21 protein-coding genes are annotated in these 23279 nt (G+C 74.1%); 7 read left to right on the top strand and 14 right to left on the bottom strand.

The genetic code is table 11. From position 1 onward, the window contains the following. Window positions 1–6: 6 nt before the first annotated feature. From WDW90_RS02640 to maiA, 3 genes are all read right to left on the bottom strand, one after another. The gene (locus WDW90_RS02640) at window positions 7–321 is read right to left on the bottom strand and encodes an EthD family reductase (RefSeq protein ID WP_336485702.1); all 315 of its coding nucleotides are present in this window, start codon (window positions 319–321) and stop codon (window positions 7–9) included. Window positions 322–413: 92 nt separating this feature from the next. Beyond that, the gene (locus WDW90_RS02635) at window positions 414–1745 is read right to left on the bottom strand and encodes an NAD(P)/FAD-dependent oxidoreductase (RefSeq protein WP_336485701.1); all 1332 of its coding nucleotides are present in this window, start codon (window positions 1743–1745) and stop codon (window positions 414–416) included. Between the two features lie 391 nt (window positions 1746–2136). Further along, a complete protein-coding gene (maiA, locus tag WDW90_RS02630) occupies window positions 2137–2781 on the bottom strand; it encodes a maleylacetoacetate isomerase (RefSeq protein ID WP_336485700.1) in 645 nt (214 codons plus the stop codon). A 205-nt stretch (window positions 2782–2986) separates the two neighbouring features. On the opposite strand from maiA, the gene dgcN reads away from it, so the two are divergent. Then, window positions 2987–4009: an N-acetyltransferase DgcN gene (gene dgcN / locus WDW90_RS02625; RefSeq protein ID WP_336485699.1), complete on the top strand. Its 1023-nt coding sequence runs from the start codon at window positions 2987–2989 to the stop codon at window positions 4007–4009. A gap of 35 nt (window positions 4010–4044) precedes the next feature. After that, on the top strand, window positions 4045–5034 hold the full coding sequence (gene dgcA / locus WDW90_RS02620) for an N-acetyl-D-Glu racemase DgcA (RefSeq protein WP_336485698.1): 990 nt from the start codon (window positions 4045–4047) through the stop codon (window positions 5032–5034). 112 nt (window positions 5035–5146) lie between these two features. Here dgcA and WDW90_RS02615 read toward each other — a convergent pair whose 3' ends face one another. Both WDW90_RS02615 and WDW90_RS02610 read right to left on the bottom strand, forming a co-directional pair. Continuing rightward, entirely contained in the window at window positions 5147–5488 is a 342-nt protein-coding gene (locus WDW90_RS02615; RefSeq protein ID WP_336485697.1) for a DUF1491 family protein, read from the bottom strand. A gap of 174 nt (window positions 5489–5662) precedes the next feature. Next, window positions 5663–6028, bottom strand: coding sequence for a c-type cytochrome (locus WDW90_RS02610; protein ID WP_336485696.1), 366 nt, complete (start codon window positions 6026–6028; stop codon window positions 5663–5665). A gap of 111 nt (window positions 6029–6139) precedes the next feature. Between WDW90_RS02610 and WDW90_RS02605 the strand changes: the two genes are divergently transcribed. Both WDW90_RS02605 and WDW90_RS02600 read left to right on the top strand, forming a co-directional pair. Further along, window positions 6140–6448 carry a helix-turn-helix transcriptional regulator gene (locus tag WDW90_RS02605; RefSeq protein ID WP_336485695.1) on the top strand — a complete coding sequence of 103 codons (309 nt, stop codon included), beginning with the start codon at window positions 6140–6142 and terminating at the stop codon, window positions 6446–6448. A 261-nt stretch (window positions 6449–6709) separates the two neighbouring features. Further along, window positions 6710–6958: a hypothetical protein gene (locus WDW90_RS02600; protein WP_336485694.1), complete on the top strand. Its 249-nt coding sequence runs from the start codon at window positions 6710–6712 to the stop codon at window positions 6956–6958. Window positions 6959–7546: 588 nt separating this feature from the next. On the opposite strand, the gene WDW90_RS02595 is transcribed toward WDW90_RS02600, so the two are convergent. Next, the gene (locus WDW90_RS02595; protein WP_336485693.1) at window positions 7547–8233 is read right to left on the bottom strand and encodes a peptidoglycan-binding domain-containing protein; all 687 of its coding nucleotides are present in this window, start codon (window positions 8231–8233) and stop codon (window positions 7547–7549) included. Between the two features lie 26 nt (window positions 8234–8259). After that, window positions 8260–10209 carry a sensor histidine kinase gene (locus WDW90_RS02590; protein ID WP_336485692.1) on the bottom strand — a complete coding sequence of 650 codons (1950 nt, stop codon included), beginning with the start codon at window positions 10207–10209 and terminating at the stop codon, window positions 8260–8262. 285 nt (window positions 10210–10494) lie between these two features. On the opposite strand from WDW90_RS02590, the gene WDW90_RS02585 reads away from it, so the two are divergent. The 3 genes from WDW90_RS02585 (at window position 10495) to WDW90_RS02575 (ending at window position 12186) form a co-directional block, all read left to right on the top strand. Further along, window positions 10495–10797 (top strand): hypothetical protein, encoded by a 303-nt coding sequence (locus WDW90_RS02585; RefSeq protein WP_336485691.1) that lies wholly within the window; start codon window positions 10495–10497, stop codon window positions 10795–10797. A gap of 211 nt (window positions 10798–11008) precedes the next feature. Next, entirely contained in the window at window positions 11009–12055 is a 1047-nt protein-coding gene (gene cydB, locus WDW90_RS02580; protein ID WP_336485690.1) for a cytochrome d ubiquinol oxidase subunit II, read from the top strand. Next, window positions 12052–12186 carry a hypothetical protein gene (locus WDW90_RS02575; protein WP_336485689.1) on the top strand — a complete coding sequence of 45 codons (135 nt, stop codon included), beginning with the start codon at window positions 12052–12054 and terminating at the stop codon, window positions 12184–12186. Before cydB ends, WDW90_RS02575 begins: the two co-directional genes overlap by 4 nt. A gap of 27 nt (window positions 12187–12213) precedes the next feature. Here WDW90_RS02575 and WDW90_RS02570 read toward each other — a convergent pair whose 3' ends face one another. The 7 genes from WDW90_RS02570 to WDW90_RS02540 form a co-directional block, all read right to left on the bottom strand. Further along, on the bottom strand, window positions 12214–13329 hold the full coding sequence (locus WDW90_RS02570) for a DUF2336 domain-containing protein (RefSeq protein ID WP_336485688.1): 1116 nt from the start codon (window positions 13327–13329) through the stop codon (window positions 12214–12216). A gap of 290 nt (window positions 13330–13619) precedes the next feature. Further along, complete coding sequence (locus WDW90_RS02565) at window positions 13620–15257, bottom strand: heme biosynthesis protein HemY (protein WP_336485687.1); 1638 nt, start codon at window positions 15255–15257, stop codon at window positions 13620–13622. 125 nt (window positions 15258–15382) lie between these two features. After that, window positions 15383–17755: a COG4223 family protein gene (locus tag WDW90_RS02560; RefSeq protein ID WP_336485686.1), complete on the bottom strand. Its 2373-nt coding sequence runs from the start codon at window positions 17753–17755 to the stop codon at window positions 15383–15385. A gap of 195 nt (window positions 17756–17950) precedes the next feature. Further along, entirely contained in the window at window positions 17951–18664 is a 714-nt protein-coding gene (locus WDW90_RS02555) for a uroporphyrinogen-III synthase (RefSeq protein ID WP_336485685.1), read from the bottom strand. An 8-nt stretch (window positions 18665–18672) separates the two neighbouring features. Further along, window positions 18673–19551, bottom strand: coding sequence for an aldose 1-epimerase family protein (locus tag WDW90_RS02550; protein ID WP_336485684.1), 879 nt, complete (start codon window positions 19549–19551; stop codon window positions 18673–18675). 13 nt (window positions 19552–19564) lie between these two features. Beyond that, window positions 19565–21481 (bottom strand): asparagine synthase (glutamine-hydrolyzing), encoded by a 1917-nt coding sequence (asnB, locus tag WDW90_RS02545; protein ID WP_336485683.1) that lies wholly within the window; start codon window positions 21479–21481, stop codon window positions 19565–19567. Window position 21482: 1 nt separating this feature from the next. After that, window positions 21483–23240: an ABC transporter ATP-binding protein gene (locus WDW90_RS02540; protein WP_336485765.1), complete on the bottom strand. Its 1758-nt coding sequence runs from the start codon at window positions 23238–23240 to the stop codon at window positions 21483–21485. Window positions 23241–23279 lie beyond the last annotated feature (39 nt).

The raw sequence follows: 23279 nt of genomic DNA, 5'->3' as shown, positions 1-23279 counted from the left end.
GCGGGGCTAGCTTTCCGGGAACGTGTTGATCTGCACGTTCGCCTGCACGTCCGTGAATTTCGGGATGTCGGCGAAGATCTCCTGGCCGTGCACGGCGGCCGCCTGCCGGAAGGCCTCCTCCGACGCGAAGGTGAGGAGCGCCATGATCTGGAACGGCGCGGGTGCGCCGTCCGGCGTCGCGACGCCCTTCACGACCTTCGCCTCGTGCAGGCCCATCGGCGCCCAGCGCTCGCGCACGAGCGGCATGTGGTGGCCGAGATAGTAGTCCATGTCGAACTTCGTGCCGTCGCCGCCCGGATACATCACGCTGACCAGGATCATGGCTTGCCCTCCCGGGGCTTCCGTCTCGCCGGAGCCCTCGGGCGGACAGGATCACCGTTCGGCCGGGAGCGCAACGCGTCCCCGGCGCCGCATCAGTGCAGCTTCACCCGGGGCTCGGTGCGGCGGGTCAGCGCCCGGGCCAGCGTGTCGAGCGTGGTCTTCCACGTCCCGTGCAGGGCCTGCTCGTGCATCTTGTAGAGCGAGCGGTACATGAAGCGCGCGAACAGGCCCGCGATGAACATGTTGCGGCCCTGGATGAAGCCCATCAGGTTGCCGACCGTCGAGTACTCGCCGAGCGAGACGAGCGAGCCGAAATCCCGATACTTGAAGGCCTTCAGCGGCTTGCCGGCCATCTTGAGGGGGATCGCCTTGATCAGGTAGCTCGCCTGCTGGTGGGCGGCCTGGGCGCGGGGCGGGATCGGCGTGTCGGAGCCGGGCTCGACGAGATAGGCGCAGTCGCCGATCGCGAAGATGTCGGGATCGCGCGTCGTCTGCAGCGTCGGCGTGACGACGAGCTGGTTGGTGCGCGTCGTCTCGAGGCCGCCGAGGTCCTTGAGGAAGGCCGGCGCCTTCACCCCCGCCGCCCAGACCACGAGCTCGGACGGGATGAAGCCGCCGTCGGCGAGCTCAACGCCGTCGGGGCGCACCTCGGTGACGCGCGCCTGCGTGCGCACCTCGACGCCGATCTTGCTGAGGAGCACCATCACCTCGGCCGAGAGGCGCTGGGGCACGGCGGGCAGGATGCGGTCGGCCGCCTCCACCAGGGTGATCTTGAGGTCCTTGGCCGGGTCGATCCGGTCGAGGCCCGTCGAGGCCACCTGGCGGGTCGTGCGGTGCAACTCGGCGGCGAGCTCGGTGCCCGTCGCGCCCGCGCCGATCACCGTGACGTGGAGCTGGCCGGGCCGCACCGGCCCGGGCTGGGTGTGGGCGCGCAGCATCGCGTTGATGAGCCGCTGCTGGAAGCGCACCGCCTGGTCCTGCGTGTCGAGCGCGATGGCGTGCTCCTGCACGCCCGGCGTGCCGAAATCGTTGGTGGTGGAGCCCACTGCCAGCACGAGCGTGTCGTAGCCGACCGCGCGCACGGGCGTGACCTCGCGGCCCTCCCGGTCGTGGCTCGCGGCGAGCTGGATCGTCTTCGCGCCCCGGTCGAGCCCCGTCATCTCGCCGATTCGGTAGCGGAACTGGTGCTCGTGGGCGTGGTGCAGGTAGTCGACCGCGTGGTGGCCGACATCGAGGCTGCCGGCCGCGACCTCGTGCAGGAGCGGCTTCCAGATATGCGTGCGCGCCCGGTCGACCAGCGTCACATGCGCCGACTTGCCTCTCCCCAGCCTGTCGCCGAGCTTCGTCGCGAGCTGAAGCCCGGCGGCGCCGCCGCCGACCACCACGATGCGGTGCTGGCCGTCCTCGTTCTCGCCCGGTCCCATCCTGTAACGCCTCCCTCTCGTCCGCCGGGGCCGCCCGACGCGACGTCCGCCGCTTCCGCGAAGATCCGCCCGCGCCGGTCGCGGCCGATACGAGCGCGCAGCCAGCCTAGGCACGAACTTTGAGAAAATTCCAATAGGCGCGCCTCGGGTTCCGTGCCGGGAGGCGATCCCTCTCATACCGTCGCCTGTTGATCCCTTCGGTTCGGCGCTGACGGTCCGAACCCTCGACCTCATCCTGAGGTGCCGCGTCAGCGGCCTCGAAGGAGGCTTACAGCGGCCCCCGCGCTCCCTGGAGCCCTCCTTCGAGGCCTCCGCTGCGCTGCGGCGCCTCAGGATGAGGGCGAGGGTGGGAAGGCTATCGCCGAACCGAAAGGATCGAGCGGACGCCGTATCAGGCGGGCGCGCCGGGCTGGCGCAGCGGGTGGGCCCGCGCGACGGCGTCGAGCGCGAGGCAATCCTCGGCGATGCGCCGCACGGTCGGGTAGGGCGCCGTCTCGACGCCGAAGATGCCGGTGCCGACCCAGAGGCTGACGAGGCAGAGATCGGCGTGGCTGACCGCGTCGCCCTGGCAGAACCGCCCCGTCCCGTCCTCGCCCGCGAGGCGCGTCTCGAGCGTCCTCAGCCCGGTCTCGAAGGCGTGGCGCACGAAGCCCATCATGCGCTCCCGCGGCAGGTCGTAGGCCTCCATCAGGTAGGTGCGAACCCGCGGCACGTAGAGGGGGTGGGTGTCGCAGGCCACCACCTGCGCCAGCGAGCGGGCCCGCGCCCGGGCCCGCGGCTCGGCCGGCAGCAAGGCGGGCCCGCCCCGCGTCTCCTCCAGGTAGTCGAGGATCGCGAGCGACTGGGTGAGCGGCGGCCCGTCGCCGTCGAACAGCGCCGGCACCGCGCCCTGCGGGTTGATCGCCCTGAACTCGGGCCTGTGCTGGTCGCCCGCGTCGAGGTCGATGAAGATCTCCTCGTAGGGGATGCCCTTGAGGTTCAGCGCGATGCGTACCCGGAAGGCCGCGGCCGAGCGCCAGTTGCCGTACATCTTCATGAGCTTCCCTCCCGCATGGCCGCGGGACCAGAGCCCACAACGGGGCGGTCCGCAAGCCCTGGCGGCCCCGTCCGCGCGGCGATCCTGGCCTGCCGATGGCCGCCGGGGCCCGGGCCGCGAACCTGCATTGGCGTTCGGCCGCGCGATGCCGTTATAGAGTGCGGCGCAGCAGCCCGCCCCGATCCCCGAGAGGGTGACCCGACCGATGCAGATCGCCACGCCCTACCTGATGTTTCTCGGCGACGTGCCCGACCGCCTCGCCGCCAAGACCGCCTACGGCATTGTCGACTGGCGCCCGGAATGGTGCATCGGGCAGATGCGCCTGCCGGGCTGCGCGGCCGATCTCGGCATCCCGGACCTCACCCTGCCGGAGGCGCTGGCCAAGGGCTGCCGCACGCTGGTGATCGGCGTCGTCAACGCCGGTGGCGTGCTGCCCGAGCACTGGGTCGCCGAGATCGTGGCGGCGCTCGAGGCCGGCCTCGACGTGGCGAGCGGCCTGCACGTGCGCCTCGGCTCGATTCCCGCCATCGCGGAGGCCGCCAGGGCCCACGGGCGCACCCTCCACGACGTGCGCCACACCAGCGAGGCCTTCGCCACCGGCAAAGGCACGCGCCGACCCGGCAAGCGGCTCCTCACGGTCGGGACCGACTGCTCGGTCGGCAAGAAGTACACGGTGCTGGCGCTCGAGAAGGGCATGCGGGCGCGCGGCCTCGACGCGGATTTCCGCGCCACCGGCCAGACCGGCGTGTTCATCTCCGGCCGCGGCGCGGCGATCGACGCGGTGGTGGCCGACTTCATCTCGGGCGCCGTCGAGTGGATCTCGCCGGCAGCCGACCCGAACCACTGGGACCTGATCGAGGGCCAGGGCTCGCTCTACCACCCGTCCTTCGCGGGCGTCAGCCTCGGCCTGCTGCACGGAGCGCAGCCCGACGCCGTGATCGTCTGCCACGAGCCGACCCGCACCACCATGCGGGGCGTCGAGCACGCGCTGCCCTCGATCCGCGCGGTGATCGACCTCACGGTGCAGCTCGGGCGCCTGACGAACCCGGGCATCCGCGCCACCGGCATCGCGGTGAACACGCAGGCGCTCGGCGAGGACGAGGCGCGCAGGCTGCTCTCCGACCTCGCGGCCGAGCACGGCCTGCCGGCCACCGACCCCGTCCGCTTCGGCGTCGAGGGCCTCGTCGACCGCCTCGTCGCCGAGTTCCCCGAGACCGCCCGGACCTGACGCCGCGAGGAGCCCGCATCCATGAGCCCGCATCCATGAGCCGCTGCCTCTCCGTCGCCGTCGAGCGCTTCCCCATCGCGGGCGCCTTCACCATCGCGCGGGGCAGCCGCACCGAATCCGTCGTGGTCTGCGCCCGCATCGCCGACGACGCGGCCGGCGCGGCGGGATGGGGCGAGTGCGTGCCCTATGCCCGCTACGGCGAGAGCCCGGAGAGCGTGCTCGAGCTGATCCGGGCGCAGGGCGAGGCGGTCGCGGCCGGCCTCACCCGGGCCGAGCTCCTCGAGCGGATGCCGGCGGGCGCGGCGCGCAACGCGCTCGACTGCGCCCTGTTCGACCTCGAGGCCAAGCTCACGGGGCGCCGGGCCTTCGAGATCGCCGGCCTGCCGCCGCCGGCGCCCGCCGTCACCGCCTACACGCTGAGCCTCGGCTCCCCCGAGAGCATGGAGGCGGCCGCCCGCGCGGCGGCCGGGCGCCCGCTCCTCAAGGTCAAGCTCGGCGGCGAGGGCGACCCGGCGCGGATCGCCGCGGTGCGCCGGGGCGCGCCGGACGCGCGCCTCGTCGTCGACGCCAACGAGGCTTGGCGCCCGGAGACGCTCGCGGCCAACCTCGCGGCCTGCCTCGAGGCGGGCGTCGGGCTGATCGAGCAGCCCCTGCCGGCCGGCGACGACGCGGCCCTGGCCGGCCTCGCGCGCCCGATCCCGATCTGCGCCGACGAGAGCCTGCACGACCGCGCCGGCCTCGACGCCCTCGCCGACCGCTACGACGCCATCAACATCAAGCTCGACAAGACCGGCGGCCTCACCGAGGCGGTGATGCTCGCCCACGAGGCGCGGGCGCGCGGGCTCTCGCTGATGGTCGGCTGCATGGTCGGGACCTCGCTTGCCATGGCGCCCGCGATGCTGCTCGCCCACCATGCCGACTACGTCGACCTCGACGGTCCGCTGCTGCTCGCCCGCGACCGCGAGCCCGGCCTCGTCTTCGAGGGCAGCACGATCCAGCCGCCGCGGCCGGAGCTGTGGGGATAGGGCTTCGCCCCCCTCGCGGCCACGGCCCGAACCGGGTGGTGCCCCCACCCGCAGCCGTCATCCCGAGGTGCCGCAGCGAAGCTGCGGCCAAGCCCTGCGCCCGCGGCGGCGCTCACTCGGCGAGGTCCAGGAAATGCCGGCCCGCGCGGTCGTCGATCTCGACGATCCAGAGATCGTCGTCGAAGCGCTGCTCCTTGCCGAGGCGCTCCTCCACGTCGAGGGGCGTGGCGCCGGTCAGCATCGCGGTGAAGCGGCGCTCGCCGGATTGCTCGGCGTCGAACAGGGCCTGCGGGGCCGGGCCGTAGAGGTCCGCGGTCCCGTCGAGGCGGTCGACCTTCACGAAGATCGCCCCGGCCTCCGCCGCGCCGCGCCGCCGCAGCACCGCCGGGACGCCCTCGACGTCGAGGCGGCGAATCTGGGCCGAGACCCAGAAATCGGAGCGCAGGCGCGGCATCGTCCCTCCCTCGGGCCCGGCGGATCGGGCGCAGCCCGACCGAGACCATCCCGCCACCGAAACCATCCCGGGCCGGCTTCGTCCAGCCTCGGCGCGGACGGCCGGACCGGCGCGCGAGAACCCGCGCGCCCCAAGCGGGAGCGGCTCGCCGCGTCGGATCGAGGGGAGGGAGGGTTACTTCAGGGTCTTCAGGTAGGCGATCACGTCGTTGATCTTCTTGTCATCGGGATAGCCCGCGAAGACCATCTTGGTGCCCGGGACCTTGGTCTTCGGGTTCTTGAGCCACTCGTGCAGGTTGGCGTCGTCCCAGGTGATGCCGGAGTTCTTCAGCGCGGCCGAGTAATTGTAGCCCTCGTAGGTCGCGGCCTTGCGGCCGGCGACGCCGACGAGATTCGGGCCGACGCCGTTCTTACCGATCTGGTGGCAGGCCTTGCAGGGCGCGAAGGCCTTCTCGCCGGCGGCCGCGTCGCCGGCATCCTGCGCCTGCGCGGCCAGGGGGGCGAGCAGGGCCAGCGCGGCCCCGAGGAACAATTGTCTCATCGTGTCTTTCCTCCCGTGACGTAGGACCGGATTACCTATGGCCCAGCTACTCCCGACACAGAGGGAAAGGACGGGGTGCGACAACTTATCCCGATTGGCCAGGGATTATTCGTGCCACACCTGACGTGCTGTGAGGCGAGCTTCGCAATCCGCGCCCGGCGCGGCGGAGCGCCGGGCGAGGAGAATGCCGTGTCGGTCGGCCCGCGCGAGGTGGCGGAGTTCCTTCAGCGCACGGGCTGGAGCCAAGCGCGGCTGGCCTGGGAGATCGGCGTGCGCCAGCCGCGGATCTCGCGCTTCCTCAACGGCCTGAAGCGGCCCAACCCGGAACTCGAGCGGGCCCTCGGCACCGTCGTCCGGGCGCCGTCCCGCGCGGCGGGCGCCGGCAACCCGGGAGAGCCCGCGGCCACGCCGCAGCCTTGAGCGGAGCACCCGGGCGGCGCGGGCGATGATTCGGCAGGGACGGAAGCCGGCGGAGCCGGGCGTCGTCCCATCCCGCACGGATGCTCGCCGCGCCACGGCCAGCTTCCGCACGCATGGGCCGCGTACGCCGGGAAGCGGAGCCGCCCTCGGCGGCGCGTGCTACGTCGCAGGCCGGGCAGTTGCGCCTCGTCCTGGATCGGGGTCCGCGGAGACCCGCGTCCCGACGGGACCGGGGCACCGGTGCTCCGGGAGGATGCCGTCATGACGCGGATCTTCGCAGTGGCCCTGGCAGTGGCCCTGATCGCCGCCGGCCTCGCGCTCCCCGCCGCGGTCCTCGCCGACGACGGCAGCCGCCAGCCGGCGGGCGGCGCCTTTATGAGTTCCTACAGCCAGAACGTCTGGCGGCCGGCCTCGTCACCCGAGCCGCAGGCGACCGGCGCGCTGGCGGTGGCCGAGGGCCGGACCGCGCCGCGATGGGCGGCAAAGGCGCATCGGCGCACGCGCCGGTAGCGCCCGGCCGATCGCGTCGCCCGGATCGCATCATCCGGATCGCATCGCCCCTGTCGCGCGAGCGGGCGCGCGGTCCGGTCCCGGGCCGGCGGCGAGCCCCGCCCCGGTACGACCGCGGACCTTTCCGTCCGAGTTCGTACAATCAGAAACTGCATGCTTCCACGGGAATCGGGACTTCGATAGTTTTTCGGAGCTGATTTGCAGGGGGCAATGATGCCAGTCTTCACACCGCTGATTCGTGTCGCCTCGACTTGGCGCGACTGGAGCGTCAGGGCCTGGCAAGACCGCATTGCTGGTCATCGCCCGACAAGCGAGGGCTTCATGCCCTCGGTTCACTGCCTTACATCCCGCGAACTCGTCGGGATGGCGCGCTCGGCAAAGGCGCGGTCTCGCGAGAACTGAAGAGCCGCCCGCCGTGCCGGGCTGAAAGCTGAGCAGGGGTGCGCGCGCATCCGGGCCGGAGCTTCGCGGCCGGCGCAACCTCCGGCCGGTCCCGGAGCCATCCCTGATCTCCGGAACGGCCGGCGCCAACCCGCCACGCCGCCGCATCGTCTCGCGCCGAACCGGTGCGCTTCGGCGGAGCATGCGTCAACCGGGCGGCAGCCCGGCCCGCGCGGCGAGCTCGCGCAGGGTGCGGCCGGCCGCCTCGCCCTTCACGGGCAGCTTGCGGTCGCGCTCGAACTTCTCGATCGCCGCGCGGGTGCTCGAGCCCATCAGGCCGTCGGCCTTGATCGGGCCGTAGCCGAGCTTGGACAGGGCGCGCTGGGCCTGCAGCACGGCCCGGTCGGATTTCGGGGTCACCGAGGCGGTGGTGTCGTCGGCGCGGATCAGGGCGCCGATCGGGTCGCGCGCGGCCTGGCTCTGGCCCTGCTCCTTGGGGGCCTGCTCCTTCGGGCGCGGCGCCTCGGCCCTCGCCTCGGCCGGGGCGGGCGCCTGCGCCGCCTTCTCGGGAACGGGCTTCTTCGCCGGCACGTCCTGGCGCGCCGCGATCTTCGGCAGGATCGGCGCGGGGTGGCGCCCGTCCTGGAAGCCGAGGGCGTTCAGCGCCACGTAGCCGGCCGCCCCGAGGGCCGCCAGCGAGCCCACGACCTCGCCCGGATGCCGGCGGCAGAGCCGCCCGAGACCGCCCGCGAAATCCCGGAGGGCCGCGCGCAGCTCGCCGGCTCCGGCCGGCGCGGCGGGGCGGCGGCGCGGGGCGGCGGCGGGCCGGGTGCTGCGCGTCTCCCCGGCGACGCTGATCTCGCGCGGGTCCCTCGATTTCGGCAGTTCGCGCATCGTCTGTCCCTGTCGGTTGGGCGGCCTCATCCCGCGCGGCGCATCGGCACGAGGGCCCCGTCGCCGCCCGCGTCGGAGGCCGGCGCGGGCGCGATCGGAGCGGGAAGCGCGAGGGGGCCGGGCTCGAACAGGCCGAGCGGCAGGCGGGCGGGGCCGGTCCCGGCGAGACCGGGGCCCCGGCCGGGCCGTCGCACGGCCGTGGCGATCGGGGCCGGAGCCGCGCCCGCGTGGCCGCGCCGGCAGTCGAGGGGCAGCGTCACCGTCACGGTGGTACCGTCGTCGATCGCGCTCTCGATCGCGATGGTGCCGCCGTGCAGCCCGACGAGGCCCCGCACCACGGAGAGGCCGAGGCCGGTCCCCTCGTGGCTGCGCTTGTAGCCGCCGCTTCCCGCCTGGAAGAAGGGCGTGCCGAGGCGGGGCAGGTCGGACTCGCCGATGCCGAGCCCGGAATCGGCCACCACGAATTGCAGCCCGGCGCCCGAGCGCCGCAAGGACGCCTCCACGCGCCCGCCCGCCGGGGTGTACTTCACCGCGTTCGAGATCAGGTTGATCAGCATCTGGCGGCAGGCGCGCGGGTCGGCCGTGATCTCGAGGGCCGGCAGGGCGCCGCGCACCAGCGCCACGCCGGCCGCGTCGGCGCGCAGCTGCATCAGGTCGCAGCAGGTCTTCACGAGCCCGGCCGCGTCGATCGTCTCCGGTGCGTAGTCGAAATTGCCGCTCTGGATGCGGCTCATGTCGAGGAGCGAGTTGACCACGCCGAGGAGGTGGTGGCCCGAGGCGCCGATGATCCCGGCATATTCCCGCGCGCGCTCCGGTCCGAGCGCCACCGCGCCCTCGCCGGTGAGCACCTCCGAGAAGCCGATGATGGCGTTCAGCGGCGTGCGCAGCTCGTGGCTGACATTGGCGAGGAAGCGGCTCTTCACCTCGTCGGCGCGCTCGGCCTCGGCGCGCGCGCGCTCCAGCTCGGCCGCGTGGCGCCGATGCTCGGTCACGTCGCGGGTCACCGCCACGACGGTGGAGGGCGCCGCGCCCGCGAGGTCGCCCGCGATCGGGTGGGCGCGCATCTCGGCATGGATCACCCGGGCGCCGTCGGCGCGCGGCGCGCCCGCGTCGAGATGCAGCCGGAACTGGACGGTGGCGGGCTTGCCGCGGGCTGCCACGTCGCTGATCGCCTGCAGGTAGGCGGGCCGGTCGGCCACGTGCACCCGGTCGAGGAGGCCGTGGCCGCGCAGGCGCGCCGCCTCCACGCCCACGAACTTGGCGGCCGAGGCGCTCGCCTCCAGGACCCGCCCGTTGCGATCGTGCCAGGTCACGAGGTCGTCGATGGCCGAGAGCAGCATCCGGTCCCGGGCCTCGTTGTCGCGCATGCGCTCGCGCCACTTCCCCTCGCGGCGCATGTGCTCGAGCGCCTGCGCCGCAATGTGGCCGATCGCCGTGATGGCGAAGACCGGCATCGCGACCTGCGCGGGCCAGCCGAGTTCCGGCACGCTCACGAGCCAGGAGCCGCTCAGCGCCACCGCGAGGGCGCCCGCCATCGCGATCAGGGTGGCGGCGAGCGTCGCCCGGCGCGAGCCCGACATCACCGCCTCGAGCGGGATCGCCGCGAGCCAGATGGCGGCGGCCGAGTGCGCGCCGCCGGTCATGCCCGAGAGGCAGACGATCAGGCTCGTCAGCCCCGCCGACGAGAGCGCGTGGGCGATCCAGAGCGAGCCGGTGCGCGACAGCAGCACGGCCGCGAGGACCGGCAGCAGCAGCGAGGCGGCGGCGAGGGCCTCGGCGCCCGAGGGCACGCCGCGCCAGAGCAGGTAGGGGGGCAGCACCGCCATCATCACGGCGCCGGTGGCGAGCCGCGAGACCAGGAAGCGCTCGTGCCGGAAGCGCATGCCGGCATCGTCCACCGCCGACTCGTGCACGAGCCCGGCGAGGCGCGCGTCGATGATCGCGGTCAGGGCATTGTGGATACGCAATACAGACACGCGCAGCGCCTCGTAGCCTGATCGGCTCGTCCGCGCCCCTCGGCTCGACTTCTCACAACTGAGCCTGACCCTCGCAGAGGCGGCTTAAGCGAGTGTTGCGGGCAAGGCAGCGTTTCTACGCGGATGCTTTCCGCGAGGTAACCGGAGCGGATCGCGGCCCCGTTCCGGGAGCCCGGGGCGATTCACCATGCCGCGCGATTCCGCGCCTCGGCCCGTGGGCAGGCCGGGGCGGATCGGCGATGCTGGCGGCCGGGACCGGATTCGGGGCCCGAGGACCCGCCCGCGATGTCGTTTCTCCTGCGCGCCGCCCTGGTGATCGGTACGCTCTCGTACCTCGCGGCCCAGCGCGGGATGCCGGGGGTGTCGACGCCGCCGAGCCCGGCGGCGATCCAGGCCGCGCTTCCCTCGGTCGCTGGGGCGCTGCCCGCCGCGGTCGACGCGGTGAGCGCCGTGGCCCCGGCGACTCGCGAGCGCATGGCCCGCGAGGGTCTGGCGGAACTGGGCCGGCACCTCGGCGGCTCGGCCTCGCGCGACACCCTGGCGGAGGCCGATCGCCGCCCCGCCTGGCGCGGCGCCGAGGCCCGCTGAGGCGGAAGGCCGGTCCAGGGCTCGGCGCGTCTCTCCTCTCCGCAGATCTCGGGCGTGCCCGAGATCCGCCCTTGCCCGCCCGCCCGTGAGCCGGGCCCAGCTCACGGGCCTCGGTCTTGTCGTGACCGGGGGCAGCCGCCGTATTGGCCTGACCGCCCGGTCGTGCATAGTCCTCCTGTCTGCGGGTCGGGAGCGGGGAGGGCGTTCGGCGATGTTCGGGTTCGGCATGGAGTACGAGGGCGCGGCCTTCTGGCTGCCGCTCGTCTGGGCAGCGCTGCTCGCGCTCGCGGTCGCCATGTACGTCGTCATCGACGGGTTCGATCTCGGCGTCGGCATCCTGTTCACGGCGGCCGAGCGCGGCAACTGGCGCGACCGCATGATGCTCTCGGTCGCGCCGATCTGGGACGGCAACGAGACCTGGCTGGTGCTCGGCGGCGGCGGCCTGTTCGCAGTGTTCAGCGTCGCCTACGCGATCCTGCTGCCGGCCCTCTACCTGCCGATCATCCTGATGCTGATCGCCCTGATCTTCCGAGGCGTCGCCTTCGAGTTCCGCTTCAAGGCCGACACGTCGCAGCCGATCTGGGACTACGCCTTCCACTACGGGTCGCTGGCGGCGACCTTCGCGCAGGGGGTGGTGCTCGGCGCCTTCGTGCAGGGCTTCCGGATCGAGGGCCGCGGCTTCACGGGCGGCACCCTCGACTGGCTCACCCCCTTCAGCGTGATGACGGGCATCGGCCTCGTCTGCGGCTACGGGCTCCTCGGCGCCACCTGGTGCGTGATGAAGACCTCGGGCGAGCTCGAGATCTGGGCGCGCCGCAAGAGCAAGCAGTTCCTGGCCGGCACCATCCTGTCTATGGCGATCGTCAGTGCCTGGGTGCCCTTCCTCGGGCTCGACATCCAGTGGCGCTGGTTCTCCTGGCCGAACCTGCTGTACGTCGCGCCCGTCCCGCTGGTGACCGCCTTCGTGTGCTGGCGCATCTTCAGGACGCTCGACGAGGGTCGCGAGGTCGCGCCCTTCCTGCTCACGATCGGGCTGTTCCTGCTCGGCTTCCTCGGGCTCGCGGTCAGCCTGTTTCCCTACATCGTGCCCCCGAAGCTGACGATCTGGCAGGCGGCCAACGCGGTGAGCGCCCTGCAATTCGCCCTGATCGGCTACGCGGTGGTGATGCCGCTGACGCTCGCCTACACGGGCTACGCCTACTGGGTGTTCCGCGGCAAGGTGGCGGAGGATGTCGAGGCCGGGGGCTACGGGCATTGAGCGGCGGCCCCGGAAAGCCCGCCGCGCTCCGGGGGCTCCGGCGGGTTCTCTGGTTCGTCGGCCTCTACGCCGCGAGCTTCGCGGCCTTCACGGCGCTCGTCTATCTCCTGCGCGTCATCGTGCGCGGATAGGGATCACGACGTCTTTCACGAGGACTTTCACGAGGTCTTGCGCACGCGCCCCGGCAAAGCGGGGCGGGCCGGCGCGCGCTCGGCGGCCTGGCGGGGCTTCGCGTCCGGCGCGTGGTAGGGCTGGTGCGCGTCCGCGCCGCCCGAGCGCTCGCGCAAGGGGGCGTCGAGGATCGCCGACAGGAGGTCGCGGGCGGCCGGGCGCGGCGTGGTGCGGAACAGGCGCACCAGCTCGAAGACCCGCTCGGCCGAGCGCGCGACGCCCTCGTTGAGCGTCAGGAAGACGTAGACCGCCTCCTCCTCGCGCAGGTCGGCGGCGCGCAGGGCCAGGGTCAGCAGCTCGTAGCGCAGCGCCGGATCGGGCGCGGCGGCGAGGAAGTTCCCGGGCAGGCCCAGGCACTCGGCGAGCGCCGCGACGAAGCCCGGCACGTCGCGGGCCGCCGACAGGCCGGTGAGCAGGGCGCCCGCCTCGCTCGGCGGCGGCGGGCAGGGCCGCAGGGCCGCGGTGTGGGCGACCGCGTCGGCGATCGCCGCGCGCCGCTCGGCCTCGGCGTGGAGATAGAGCGGCACCACCTCGCCGGCCTCGAGATCGGGGCGGGCCAGCAGCGTGCGGGCGAGGTCGGGGGCGGAGCGGGCGCGGGCGACGAGGCGCGCGAGCGTCTCGCCGCGCAGGGGCACCTGGGTGTTGGCCGCGAGCGCGCGGTCGATCTCGGAATCGTGGCGCCCGGCGAGATCCTGCATGGTCGAGCGGCTGATGTCGGCCCGGGCCGCCAATGCCGGGCCGATCTCGGTCCCGTCCCGCCGGGCGGCCTCGATCACGGCGGGCGTCAGGCGGGCGGCCCGCGCCACCACGATGTCGCGGACGGCTCCGCCGCGTGCGGCGAGGCGCGCCAGCACGGCTTCCGGCGTGCCCGCGAAGGGCGCGAGCTTGCGCGCCACGATTCCCGCGGTCTCGTCGTCGACGGTGGGGATCAGCCCGCAGGCCAGCGCCTCGAACGCCTCCGTCGCGGCCCGGTCGCGCTGGGCGGCCTGGACGAACAGGTCGGTCTGCACCCGCAGGATCACGGGCTTCAGATCGAGATGCTCGATGCGCGACAATTCGATGAGCCCGGACAAGTCCGGCGCATCGTCGACGGATTGGGACATGGCACTTCGGGTTACGCAGAACTTGAGTAACCGAAGGCTAAACGGCTTTGCGTGAATCGACCTTTAAGCCGGCCCGCCATCCACCGTCCCGCCCTGCGCCAGGGCGGGCCCCACGTCAGCGGCCTCGAAGGAGGCTTCCAGCGGCCCCTCGCGCTCCCTGGAACCCTCCTTCGAGGCCTCCACTGCGCTGCGGCGCCTCAGGATGAGGTCGAGGTTGGGACGGGCGGAGCTTGGCCCGGGCGGGAGGGGAGCCGAGGGGAGGAGAGCCGCGGCCGGAACGCGGCTCCCTCTCACCCGAAGCGGCGGGCCTTGGCCTCGGCTTCCTCGGGGGTCGCGCTCGGATCGTCCGCGGCCTGGGGCATCGGCAGCACGACCGGGTTCGGCGTGCCGGCCGCCAGCGGGCCCGAGGCCGGCGATGCAGGCTTTCCGGGCTCCTTCGAATCCCCGGCCGGCGCCCGGCCGCTTCCCGCCTCGGCCGCGGCCGGCGCGGGCATGATCGCTGCCGCGGGCTTGACCGCCGGCGCGGGCGCGGCGGCGGAGGAGGCGGTCGGCGCCGGTTCCGGCGCCGGGCCGATCGCCACGGGATCGCGCCGCGCGGCCGGTGCCTCGTCCGGCTCCGCCTGCGCGTCGGCCGGGCCGGCCAGGAGATCGGTGGGGGCCTTCCACACGAAAGCGTCGAGGCGCCCGCTCACCGGCGAGACCGGAGCCCAGGTTTCCGAGGCGATGCCGTCGGCGATCCAGAGCGGGTCGCGGGGGGCATGCGCCGCGCGGGCCAGCCACTGGCGGGCGCTACCGGAGCCGGTCCCGTGCTCGGCCTCCTCGATGCGGGCCATCATCAGGCAGGCGCGCACGGTCGGACGGTCGGCCAGCAGCGGCTGCAGCGCCTCGCGGCTTTGCGCGAACTCCCGGGCTTCGTAGGCGGTCTGCGCCAGGGCGAGTCGCGCCTCAGGGTGCCAGGAGGAGATCTTGGCGAGCGTCTCGGCCCGGGAGAGCCGGTCGCGCACGGAATCGCCCGTGCGCAGCGTCAGGTAGACCTTCGCGAGGTCGGGATGCGGGTTCGCCTTCCAGGCGGCCTCGACGATCTTGGCGGCCTTGCGCAGGTCGCCGCGCCGCGTCAGGAGGCGGCCCGCGATGGTCGCCGCCGGCACGAGGTCGGGGCTCAGCTTCACGGCCTTGAGGGCGCGCTCGGTGGCGGCCTCCGGCTCGCCCGCTTCCAGCACCTGCGCGGAGGCCGTGAGCAGCACCGCGCGCTGGCGCCGCGCGGTCGCCTTCTCGATGAGGCCGAGGGAGGCGCGCCGCTCGACGGTCTCGAGCGCGCCGCCCCAGTCGCCGTCGGCGCATTGCGCCTCGAGCACGGCCTCGTTGGCCCAGGTCACGCTCGGCGCGAGCCGCGCGGCCTCGGTGGCGTAGGCGCGCGCGGCGGACTCGTCCTCGCGGCGGCGGGCCTCGACGAACAGGCCGCGCAGGCCGAGCACCCGCGTCTCGGGATCGCCCGCCATGCGCTGGAAGGCGCGCTCGGCCGCCTCGCGGTCGCCCGAGATCTGCGCGGCCTGCGCCTTGAGGAGCAGCGCCAGCGGCTCGGCGCCGAGCAGCCGCTCGGCATCGCCCGCGTGGCGGCGGGCGGCGAGCGGGTCGCCGGAGCCGACCGCGACCATGCCGCGCGAGAGCGCCGTGAAGCCCTTGGCCCGGCGGCGCTCGCGCGAGCCGCGCACAAGGTTCTCGGGCAGGCCGATCACGCCGCGCACGATCGCCCAGACGAATCCGACGACGATCGCCGCGACGAGCACGCCGACGAGCGCGATGGCGAGGCTGGTGGCCAACTCGTAGCCGTTCCAGACGATGGTGACCGTGCCGGGCCTGTCGGCGATCCAGACCGCCCCGAAGGCGGCAATGGCAAGCAGGGCCAGATAGGCGAGGGCGCGCCACATGGGATCAGAAACTCCTGTTCGGCGCCCGCGCGGGGCAGTCGACGCGATTGTGCAGGGTGGGGGCGGCGGGCGCCGCCCTCAGGGATTGGTCGCCGCGGGCGCGGCCTGTCTCGGCGGGCATCGGCTCAGCGACCGGCCTCGGGAGCGCCGGCCGGAAGGCCCTTGAACGCGTCCGAGAGCAGGGCCTGCGCTGCCCGGCCGGCGGCGGCACGCGTCTTCAGCTTCGCGCCGAAATCGCGGGCCTGCGCCCTGGCATCCTCCGGCATCGCGTCGAAGGCAGCGGCCGCCTCCTGAATCGCGCCGCGGTCGAGGGCCGCCTGCACCTTGGCCGTCGGATCGCCGGCCTCGGCCGCATCCGCGTCCGGACCGTCCACCTTGCGGACCTGGACGATCGACTCCGCCATGCTGAGGAGCTTCTGCCGGAAGCCGCCGGTCTCGGCGACGTCCCGAACCGCCGCCTTGCGCCGGCTCACCGCGATCGCCTGGGCGATCGGCCTGAACTCGGCGGCGAGCTGGGCGGCGCCCGGCGCCCCCTTGTCGGCGAAGGGCGCGAGCGCGTCGATCCGGCCCGCATCGCCAGTCTCCAGCTTGCGCAGGACCGAGAGCGGCTCGGCATAGGGCACGCCGGTGCCGAGCGCCGTCGAGACCCGGTCCGCCGTGACAACCTTGAGCGCCGCCTGCACGGTGCTCGCCTCGGCGCGCTGCGCCAGTGCCGTGTCGAGGGCGGCGATCCGATCGCGCTGCTCCTGCATCTGGCGCTCGAAGGTCTTCTGGGTCTCCTGCGCCTGGGTCTTGCCGGCCTCGGCCGCCTGCTCGGTGGCGCGGGTTGCGGCCTGCACCGCCTCGGTCGCCGACTTCACGCGGGCGTCGAGACTCTGCTGGACCTCGTCGAGGCGCCTGGCCACCGCCTGATCGGCCTGCGCGTTCGCCTGGCTGCGGCTCTCGACCTCGCCCTGGAGCGCCTTCAGGCGGTCGTCGAGGGCAGCGAGCCTCTGGCCGCCATCCCCGGCCTGGGTCGCCGTGAGCTTCGAATCGCCGGGCTGCTCGCGGCCGGGCTCCTCCTGCAGGGCCGAGACGCGCTGGTCGAGGGCGTCGAGACGGGCCGCGAGATCGGCGGGGAGCGCGGGCGCGGCGGCCTGCGCGCCGTCCGGGGCCGCGGCGGGTTGGCCGCCGCTCTCGCCGGGCTGGGCGGCACCCGCCTGCCCGGCACCCGCCTGCGCGAGCGCCTGCTTGGCCGTGGCCTCGGCATTCCGCACCGCCTCGGGCAGCGGCTTGAGGGCGGATTCGTTGGCGGCGACGCGCTTCTCGAGACCGCTGAGCGCGTCGCGCGGGGCGAGCCCCGCGACCCGCTGGTCGAGGGCGGCGATCCGCTGGTCCTCGCCCCGGTTCTGCAGCACGCCCGCCCGCTCCACCGCGAAGAGCAGGCCCGCGCCGATCACGCCGCCGAGTAGACCCGCGGCCGCGACCGAGCCGAAGCCCGGCCCGCGCCGGTCCGGCGCGGCGGCTGCCTCGGGCGCGATGCGCGGCGCCGCGCCCGCGGGCTTCTCCGCGGCCGGCTTCTCGCCGGGCTTCAGGTCTCCTGGCTTCAGGTCGCCGGACTTGGGATCGCCGGACTTGGGATCGCCGGACTTGGGATCGCCCGCCTTCGGCGCGCTGGCGAGGCCGGCGGCCATCGTGCCGGCCGCCGCCTTGGCCGTATCCTTGCTCCCCGCCGGATCCGGGACCCGGTTGGCCTTGAGATCGATGATGGGTCCGTCGGTGGCGCCGCCCGGACGCGGGCCGCCCGGCGGCTGCGTGCCGGCGAAGCCGCTCCTCGGAGGATCCGACTTCGGCGCCTCCGTCTTGGGCGGTTCCGTCTTGGGCGCCTCCGCTCTGGAGAACTCGGACTTCGGCGGCTCGGATTTGCCCGGCTCGGACTTGCCCGGCTCGGACTTGCCCGGTTCCGTCTTGCCCAGCTCGGTCTTGCCCGGCTCGGTCCTTGGCGCGTCGGCCTTGACCCCGGCCGGCGCCGGGCCGGTTGCGCCGGTTTGAGAGGGACCGGAGGCGGGGGTGGCCGGCTTGGCGGCCGGGGCCGGACCGCCGGGCGTTGCCGGCCCTCCGGCCGAGCCGCCCGTCGTCCTGACCGGGTCCGCGCCCGCAGCCGCGGGTTTGGCGGCCTCGCCGGGCTTGCCGGCTTCCGGAGGCTTGGGAGCGGCGGTCGGAGCGCCGCCCGTCGCGGCCGGCGTGCCCTTTGCGGGCTCGAACCTGGGCGCGTCCTTCGGGGCGTCGGTCCTGCCCGGCTCGCCCTTGCCTATCTCGCCCTTGCCCGCCTCCGGCGTCGCGCCGCCGGGCTTCGGTGCGTCGGCCCTGATGCCGGCCGCTGCGTCCTTGCCCGCCGGGGTGGAGGGCGTCGGGCCGGCGCCGGGCCTGCCGGACGCGCCGCCCTTGCCGGGCTCCGGGCCGGCGCCCTTGTTCGGGGAGCCCTGGTTCGGGCGGTTGGCGTCGCTCGGGGGTTTCACGGCCCTTGGTCTCCCTATTCTCGACGCCCGATGGCGCCCCGACGGGCGGCCGTCGTGCGGGGCGCGCCCGCCGGCCCGGTCGAGGGCGGCCGCACCGAGGCGCCATGCCGCTGCGGGCCGCCCTGCGGCGCCGCGGTTTCGGTCCCTCCTAGCACCGCGAGCCTCGCCGGGGCGAGAGCCGATGCCGGGCGGATCTCAGAACGCCTCCGCGAGCCCCGCGAGGAGATCCTCCTCCCGCGGCCGCACCGCGACGAAATGGGCCACGATTCCCCCGGCTTCCAGGGGTACGGCCACGTCAGCCGACAGGCAGTAATGTTTGAGCGCCCGGAAAGCTCCGCCGTGCCCGGCCGCCTCGGCACGATCGTACGCCACCGCCGCGCTTCTGCGGGAGTAGTGCAGGGCCGCGTCGAGCTGCCCGGCGGCCAAGGCCGCCGCGACCGCCTCGGGCAGCGCCGGCACCCGCTCGGCCGCGTAGGCGACAAGCGTCGCCAGCGCGTAGCCCGCCCGTGCGAGCGAGGCGCCGGGCTCCGCCTTGCGCTCGGCCCCCGCCACGTGGAGGAGGCGCCTGCCCCGGGCGAGCCGCGCCGCCACCAGGCGCGCGAGGTCGCCCGCATCGCCGCCGGCATCGTAAATCGGCCCGAACCCCGCCGCTTCCGCGAGCGCCGCCGTGCGGCTCCCCACCGCGAAGACGGGCAGGCCCCGCAGGGCGCCGGCGCCGGCCGTCGCCGCCAGGGCCTCGACCGCGTTGGCGCTCGTCACGAGGAGCGCGTCCGGCGGCTCGGCCGGCAGCGCCGCCCCGGTCGGGCGCACCGCCAGCACCGGCGCGACGAGCGGCACGTGGCCGAGACCGGCCAGACGCCGCCCGGTGCGCCCCGCGCCCGGTTCCGGCCGCGACACCCAGATCCGCATGCCCCGCCTCAGCCCTCGACGCTCAGCCGCACCCCGTGCCGCGCGACGGCGCCGGGCGGCAGGCTGCGCTGCGAGTCGCGCTCCGACAATTCGCCGGCAAACCCTACCCAATCGGCGTGCCCGGTCCAGCATTCGAGCGACAGGAACGGCGCGGTGGGTTTCGTCCAGATCGCGAGGTGCGGGAAGTCGTCCACGAGTACATGAATTGTTCCGTTTCCCGGGCCGGTGAACTTCAACCAGCGGCTGCGTGCGTTCCGGAAAACCAGGGCCTCGGTGAACAACTCAGGGTCGAGCGCCAGGGTATCGCCCTCGAGCGGGACCGGCCGCTCGGCCCGCGCCAGCAGCCCGCCCTCGCCCACCTCCGGCACCATCGGCCGTTCCGGCTCCTCGAACACGACGGCGTAGCCGCCGCCCGCCGCCCGGGTCCCGCCCGCGAACGGCCAGGGGAAGGCCGGGTGGAAGCCGACCGCGTAGGGCAGAGGAACCTCGCCCGGATTGCCGATCTCGACCGCGAGATCGAGCCCCGCCGGCCTCACCCGCGCGGTGATGTCGAGCCGGAAGGCGAAGGGATAGTGCGTGCGCGTCTCGGGCCCGTCCTCCAGCCGCAGCGTCGCGGAGGTGTCGTCGTGCGCCACCGCGCGGAAGCGGAGATCGCGCGCAAAGCCATGCTGCGCCATGGGAAATTCCCGACCCTCCACCCGCACAACGCCGCCCGAGGAAGCGCCGACCACGGGGAAGAGCCAGGGCGCCTGCCGGTTCCAGTGCTCGGGATCGCCGCTCCAGAGATACTCGCGGCCCCCGACCTGCCAGGAGATCGGCTCGGCGCCCCGCAGCGCCAGGGCGGCGCGCGTCCCGTCGGTGGCCGTCAGCGTGATGGTGTCGCTCATGCCGTCCTCTCCTTCACCGAATCCAGCGCCGCCGCCACGCCTCGAAGGTGAGGAGCGGCCAGAGCCCCACCGCATGGTTGTGCGTACCGGCCAGATGCTCGTCGAGCTTGCGGCGCACGCGCGCCGGATCCAGGAATCCGCCGCCGGATCCGGGGCTCGCGAGCAGGTCCCGCGCGTAATCGCGCAGGGGCCCCCGCAACCAGGCCGCGAGCGGCGGCGCGAAGCCCTGCTTGCGCCGCTCGAACAGGGCGGCCGGCACGTGCCGGGCCAGCACGGCGCGCAGCGGCCATTTTGATTTTCCCTGATAGTTCAGGATGTTGTCGGGAAGGCGCCAGGCGAACTCCACGATCTCGCGGTCGAGCAGCGGCACCCGCGCCTCGAGCCCGACCGCCATGCTGGCGCGGTCCACCTTCGCCAAAACGTCGTCCGGAAGGTAGGCGAGGCTGTCGAGACGGCGCATCCGTGCAAGCAGGGGTAGCGATCCGGGCGCGTCCATCGGGCTCGGCAGGCCCGGCACGCCGCGGGCGAGCGCGGCGGCGTCCGGATTGAGGGTCAGCAGCCGCCGGTAGAGGTCGAACCCGCTGCCGGGCAGTTGCGCCGCCGCCTTGCGCAGGCGGTCGACGCCCTCGGGCCCGCCCCAGGGGTCGGGCAGGGCCCGCGCCAGCAGGGCCGCCGGCCCCCGCGGCAGCCCGCCGAGCGCCGCCGCGCCGAGGCTGCGCAGGGGACGCGGCACGGGCTCGACGCGGCGGGCGAAGCGGGCGGCGAGCGCGTATCGGTCGTAGCCCGCGAACAGCTCGTCGCCGCCGTCGCCCGAGAGCGCCACCGTGATGCCGGCCGCGCGTGTGGCGGCGCAGAGGAGGTGGGTCGGCAGGCCGGACGGGTCGGCCAGCGGCTCGTCGAAGATCTCGGGAAGCCGCTCGACCAGCGCGAGCGCCTGCGCCTCGCCGATCGGGATCGTCGTATGGTCGGTGCCGAGATGGCGGGCCACGCTCTCGGCGTACCGGCTCTCGTCGAAGCGCGGATCCTCCGGAAACCCCGCCGCGAAGGTGCGGGTCCGGGCCCCGCTCGCGGCCATCATTGCGGCGACGGTCGAGGAATCGATGCCGCCCGACAGGAAGGCGCCGAGCGGCACGTCGCTCATCAACTGCCGCCGGACCGCGCTCCGCAGCCGTTCTTCGAGCGCGTCGGCGGCCTCCCGGGGCGTGCCCCGGAACGGGTCGTCGCGGCCCGCCGCGATGGCCGCGTCGAGGCTCCAGTAGGGCGTGATCGCCGGCATCTCGCCGGGCCGCCAGGACAGGATGTGGCCGGCCTCGAGCTTGCGCACGCCGCGCAGGATCGCGCCCGGTGCCGGCACGTAGCCGTGGCGCAGCAGGCTCGACACGGCGGCGGGGTCGATCTCGGGCGCGAAGCCCGGGCAGGCGGCGAGCGCCGAGAGCTGCGAGGCGAAGAGCAGGCCCCGCTCCGACGCGGCATAGAAGAGCGGCTTCACGCCCATCCGGTCGCGCGCGAGCCAGAGCCTGTCCTCGGCCCGGTCATAGGCCGCGAAGGCGAAGATGCCCTCGACCTTGTCGAGTGCCCCCGCGACCCCGTGGCGGGCGATCAGCTCGACCAGGATTTCGGTGTCGGACGTGCCTCGGAAGGTGTGGCCGGCGGCGGCGAGCGCCGGCCTCTGCTCGGCCGCGTCGTACAATTCGCCATTGTAGCTGAGCGCCCACCGCCGATCGGCCGACAGGATCGGCTGAGCCCCGGCCTCGCTGAGCTCGACGATCGCGAGCCGCCTGTGGGCTAAGGCGACGCCGCGCTCCGCCGCGCACCAGACCCCGCTCCCGTCCGGCCCGCGATGCGCGAGGGCGTCCGCCATGGCGGAGGCGCCCGCGCCGAGCGCGTCGGCGGAGAGGCGCGGATCGACGAGGCCGGCGATGCCGCACATGTCAGGCCGGCTCGGTCTGGCCGAGATGGGGCATGACGGCTCCGAGCGGACCCGAGGCGACGAGGCGCCCGGCTTCCAGCACGTGCACCGTGTCGGCGCGGGCGAGGCTCGTGAGGCGGTGGGCGATCATGATCAGGGTGCGCGTTCCCGCGAGTTCGGACAGCGCGCCCATCACGGCGGCCTCCGTCTCGCCGTCGAGCGCCGAGGTCGCCTCGTCGAACACGATCACGTCGGGATCATGGTAGAGCGCCCGCGCGATCCCGATGCGCTGGCGCTGGCCGCCGCTGAGCCGGGCCCCGCGCTCGCCGACATGGGCACCGTAGCCACCCGGCAGGATTGCAATGACGTCGTGCAGGCCGGCGAGCCGCGCCGCCCGCTCCACCGCCCGCATGTCGACCTCCGCGAGCCCGAGCGCGATGTTCTCGGCCACCGTCCCGTCGATCAGGAACACGTCCTGCGGGACGTAGCCGATCCGATTCTGCCACGACTGCAGGTTGCCGGCGTCGAGGGGAACGCCGTCGACCGTGATCTGCCCCGCCCGCGGCGTCAGGATGCCGAGCAGGAGCCCGACGAGCGTCGACTTGCCCGAGCCCGTGCGGCCCACGAGCCCGACCGTGGCGTGCGCCGCGATGTCGAGGCTGATGCCCGAGAGGGCAGGGCGTCCCGGCTCGTAGTCGAAGCTGACCGCCGACACGCGGATGCGGTCGCGGAAGGGAAGGCGCTCGATCGTGCGGGGTCGGGCGGCCCGCTCGCCGGCCAGCTCGTCCACCACCACGCGCACGGCCGGCAGGTAGAAGCGCAGCAGTGCCAGCGAGGTGAAGATGTTCTGGAAGGCCGGCAGCATCCGGTAGCCGGCGAAGGCGAACAGGCCGAGAAGCGGCAGCAGGCCGGCCGTGTCGAGCCCCTGCGACAGCGCGAACAGCACGACCACGATGACGCCGCCGAAGGCGAGGCTCTCGATGACGAAGCGGGGCATCTGCCCCGTCAGCAGGCTCGCGGCGGTAGCGCGGGCGTAGGCGCGGGCGGGCGCGTCGAACTGCGCGGCGAAATGCTCGGCCCGGCCGTAGAGCTTCAGCTCGGTCAGCGCCCCGAAGGTCTCCTGCACCACGCGGTAGCGCCGCTCGTTGTCGCCCACCGCCCGTGCGCCGAGGCGGGCCAGGCGCGCGCGCATCACGAGGTACAGAGCCACGTAGAGGCCGCCGAAGCCGCCGCCGAGGATCAAGGCGAGCCGCGGCGCGTAGGCGAGCAGGAAGGCGATCACGGCCAGCGCCGAGACGGCCCGCGAGGCGATCACGGTGGCGGGCGTCAGCACGCCGACGACGAGGCGGTCGGTCTCACTGAGCACGTTCTTGGCGAGCTCCGCGCTGTTAGCCTGGGCGAAGAACAGGCGCTCCCGGTCGACGTAGCGAAGCAGCAACCTGCGCGCGAAGCTGTAGCCGGCCAAGTTCGTGAACAGAAGTTGCGCGAAGGTGAGCCCGGCATTGACGAGGCTCGTCGTCAGGATGGCGACAAGCGCCGCGGCCCCGGTCGCGATGAGAAAACCGCGGTCGTCGGCAAGCCCGAGCGCGTCGCGGGCGCTCGCGAGATAGGGAATGCGGGCCGCAGCAGCAGGATCCCCCACAAGGGTCAGGAAGGGCACCACCGAGGCGACGCCGACCACCTCGAACAGTGCCGCCGCGGCGAGCCCTAGGGCGATCAGCAGGAGACGCCGCCGGTCGCGGGGCCGCATGGCGCGGACGAGGTCGATCAGCGCGCGCATCGGGCGGCGGGTGGCGTCACGGTGGGCATGCGGTCCCAG

Source organism: Methylobacterium nigriterrae (assembly GCF_037106235.1).
GTDB classification, from domain to species: domain Bacteria; phylum Pseudomonadota; class Alphaproteobacteria; order Rhizobiales; family Beijerinckiaceae; genus Methylobacterium; species Methylobacterium nigriterrae.
The sequence above is the reverse complement of the archived record's forward strand: the minus strand, read 5'-3'. Positions and strand labels throughout refer to the sequence as shown.

What these genes read in the sequence shown, in the direction of transcription:
- WDW90_RS02640 (WP_336485702.1), bottom strand. Translation starts at nt 321, where the DNA reads ATGATCCTGGTCAGCGTGATGTATCCGGGCGGCGACGGCACGAAGTTC.
- WDW90_RS02635 (WP_336485701.1), bottom strand. Translation starts at nt 1,745, where the DNA reads ATGGGACCGGGCGAGAACGAGGACGGCCAGCACCGCATCGTGGTGGTC.
- maiA (WP_336485700.1), bottom strand. Translation starts at nt 2,781, where the DNA reads ATGAAGATGTACGGCAACTGGCGCTCGGCCGCGGCCTTCCGGGTACGC.
- dgcN (WP_336485699.1), top strand. Translation starts at nt 2,987, where the DNA reads ATGCAGATCGCCACGCCCTACCTGATGTTTCTCGGCGACGTGCCCGAC.
- dgcA (WP_336485698.1), top strand. Translation starts at nt 4,045, where the DNA reads ATGAGCCGCTGCCTCTCCGTCGCCGTCGAGCGCTTCCCCATCGCGGGC.
- WDW90_RS02615 (WP_336485697.1), bottom strand. Translation starts at nt 5,488, where the DNA reads ATGCCGCGCCTGCGCTCCGATTTCTGGGTCTCGGCCCAGATTCGCCGC.
- WDW90_RS02610 (WP_336485696.1), bottom strand. Translation starts at nt 6,028, where the DNA reads ATGAGACAATTGTTCCTCGGGGCCGCGCTGGCCCTGCTCGCCCCCCTG.
- WDW90_RS02600 (WP_336485694.1), top strand. Translation starts at nt 6,710, where the DNA reads ATGACGCGGATCTTCGCAGTGGCCCTGGCAGTGGCCCTGATCGCCGCC.
- WDW90_RS02595 (WP_336485693.1), bottom strand. Translation starts at nt 8,233, where the DNA reads ATGCGCGAACTGCCGAAATCGAGGGACCCGCGCGAGATCAGCGTCGCC.
- WDW90_RS02585 (WP_336485691.1), top strand. Translation starts at nt 10,495, where the DNA reads ATGTCGTTTCTCCTGCGCGCCGCCCTGGTGATCGGTACGCTCTCGTAC.
- cydB (WP_336485690.1), top strand. Translation starts at nt 11,009, where the DNA reads ATGTTCGGGTTCGGCATGGAGTACGAGGGCGCGGCCTTCTGGCTGCCG.
- WDW90_RS02570 (WP_336485688.1), bottom strand. Translation starts at nt 13,329, where the DNA reads ATGTCCCAATCCGTCGACGATGCGCCGGACTTGTCCGGGCTCATCGAA.
- WDW90_RS02565 (WP_336485687.1), bottom strand. Translation starts at nt 15,257, where the DNA reads ATGTGGCGCGCCCTCGCCTATCTGGCCCTGCTTGCCATTGCCGCCTTC.
- WDW90_RS02555 (WP_336485685.1), bottom strand. Translation starts at nt 18,664, where the DNA reads ATGCGGATCTGGGTGTCGCGGCCGGAACCGGGCGCGGGGCGCACCGGG.
- WDW90_RS02550 (WP_336485684.1), bottom strand. Translation starts at nt 19,551, where the DNA reads ATGAGCGACACCATCACGCTGACGGCCACCGACGGGACGCGCGCCGCC.
- asnB (WP_336485683.1), bottom strand. Translation starts at nt 21,481, where the DNA reads ATGTGCGGCATCGCCGGCCTCGTCGATCCGCGCCTCTCCGCCGACGCG.
- WDW90_RS02540 (WP_336485765.1), bottom strand. Translation starts at nt 23,240, where the DNA reads ATGCGCGCGCTGATCGACCTCGTCCGCGCCATGCGGCCCCGCGACCGG.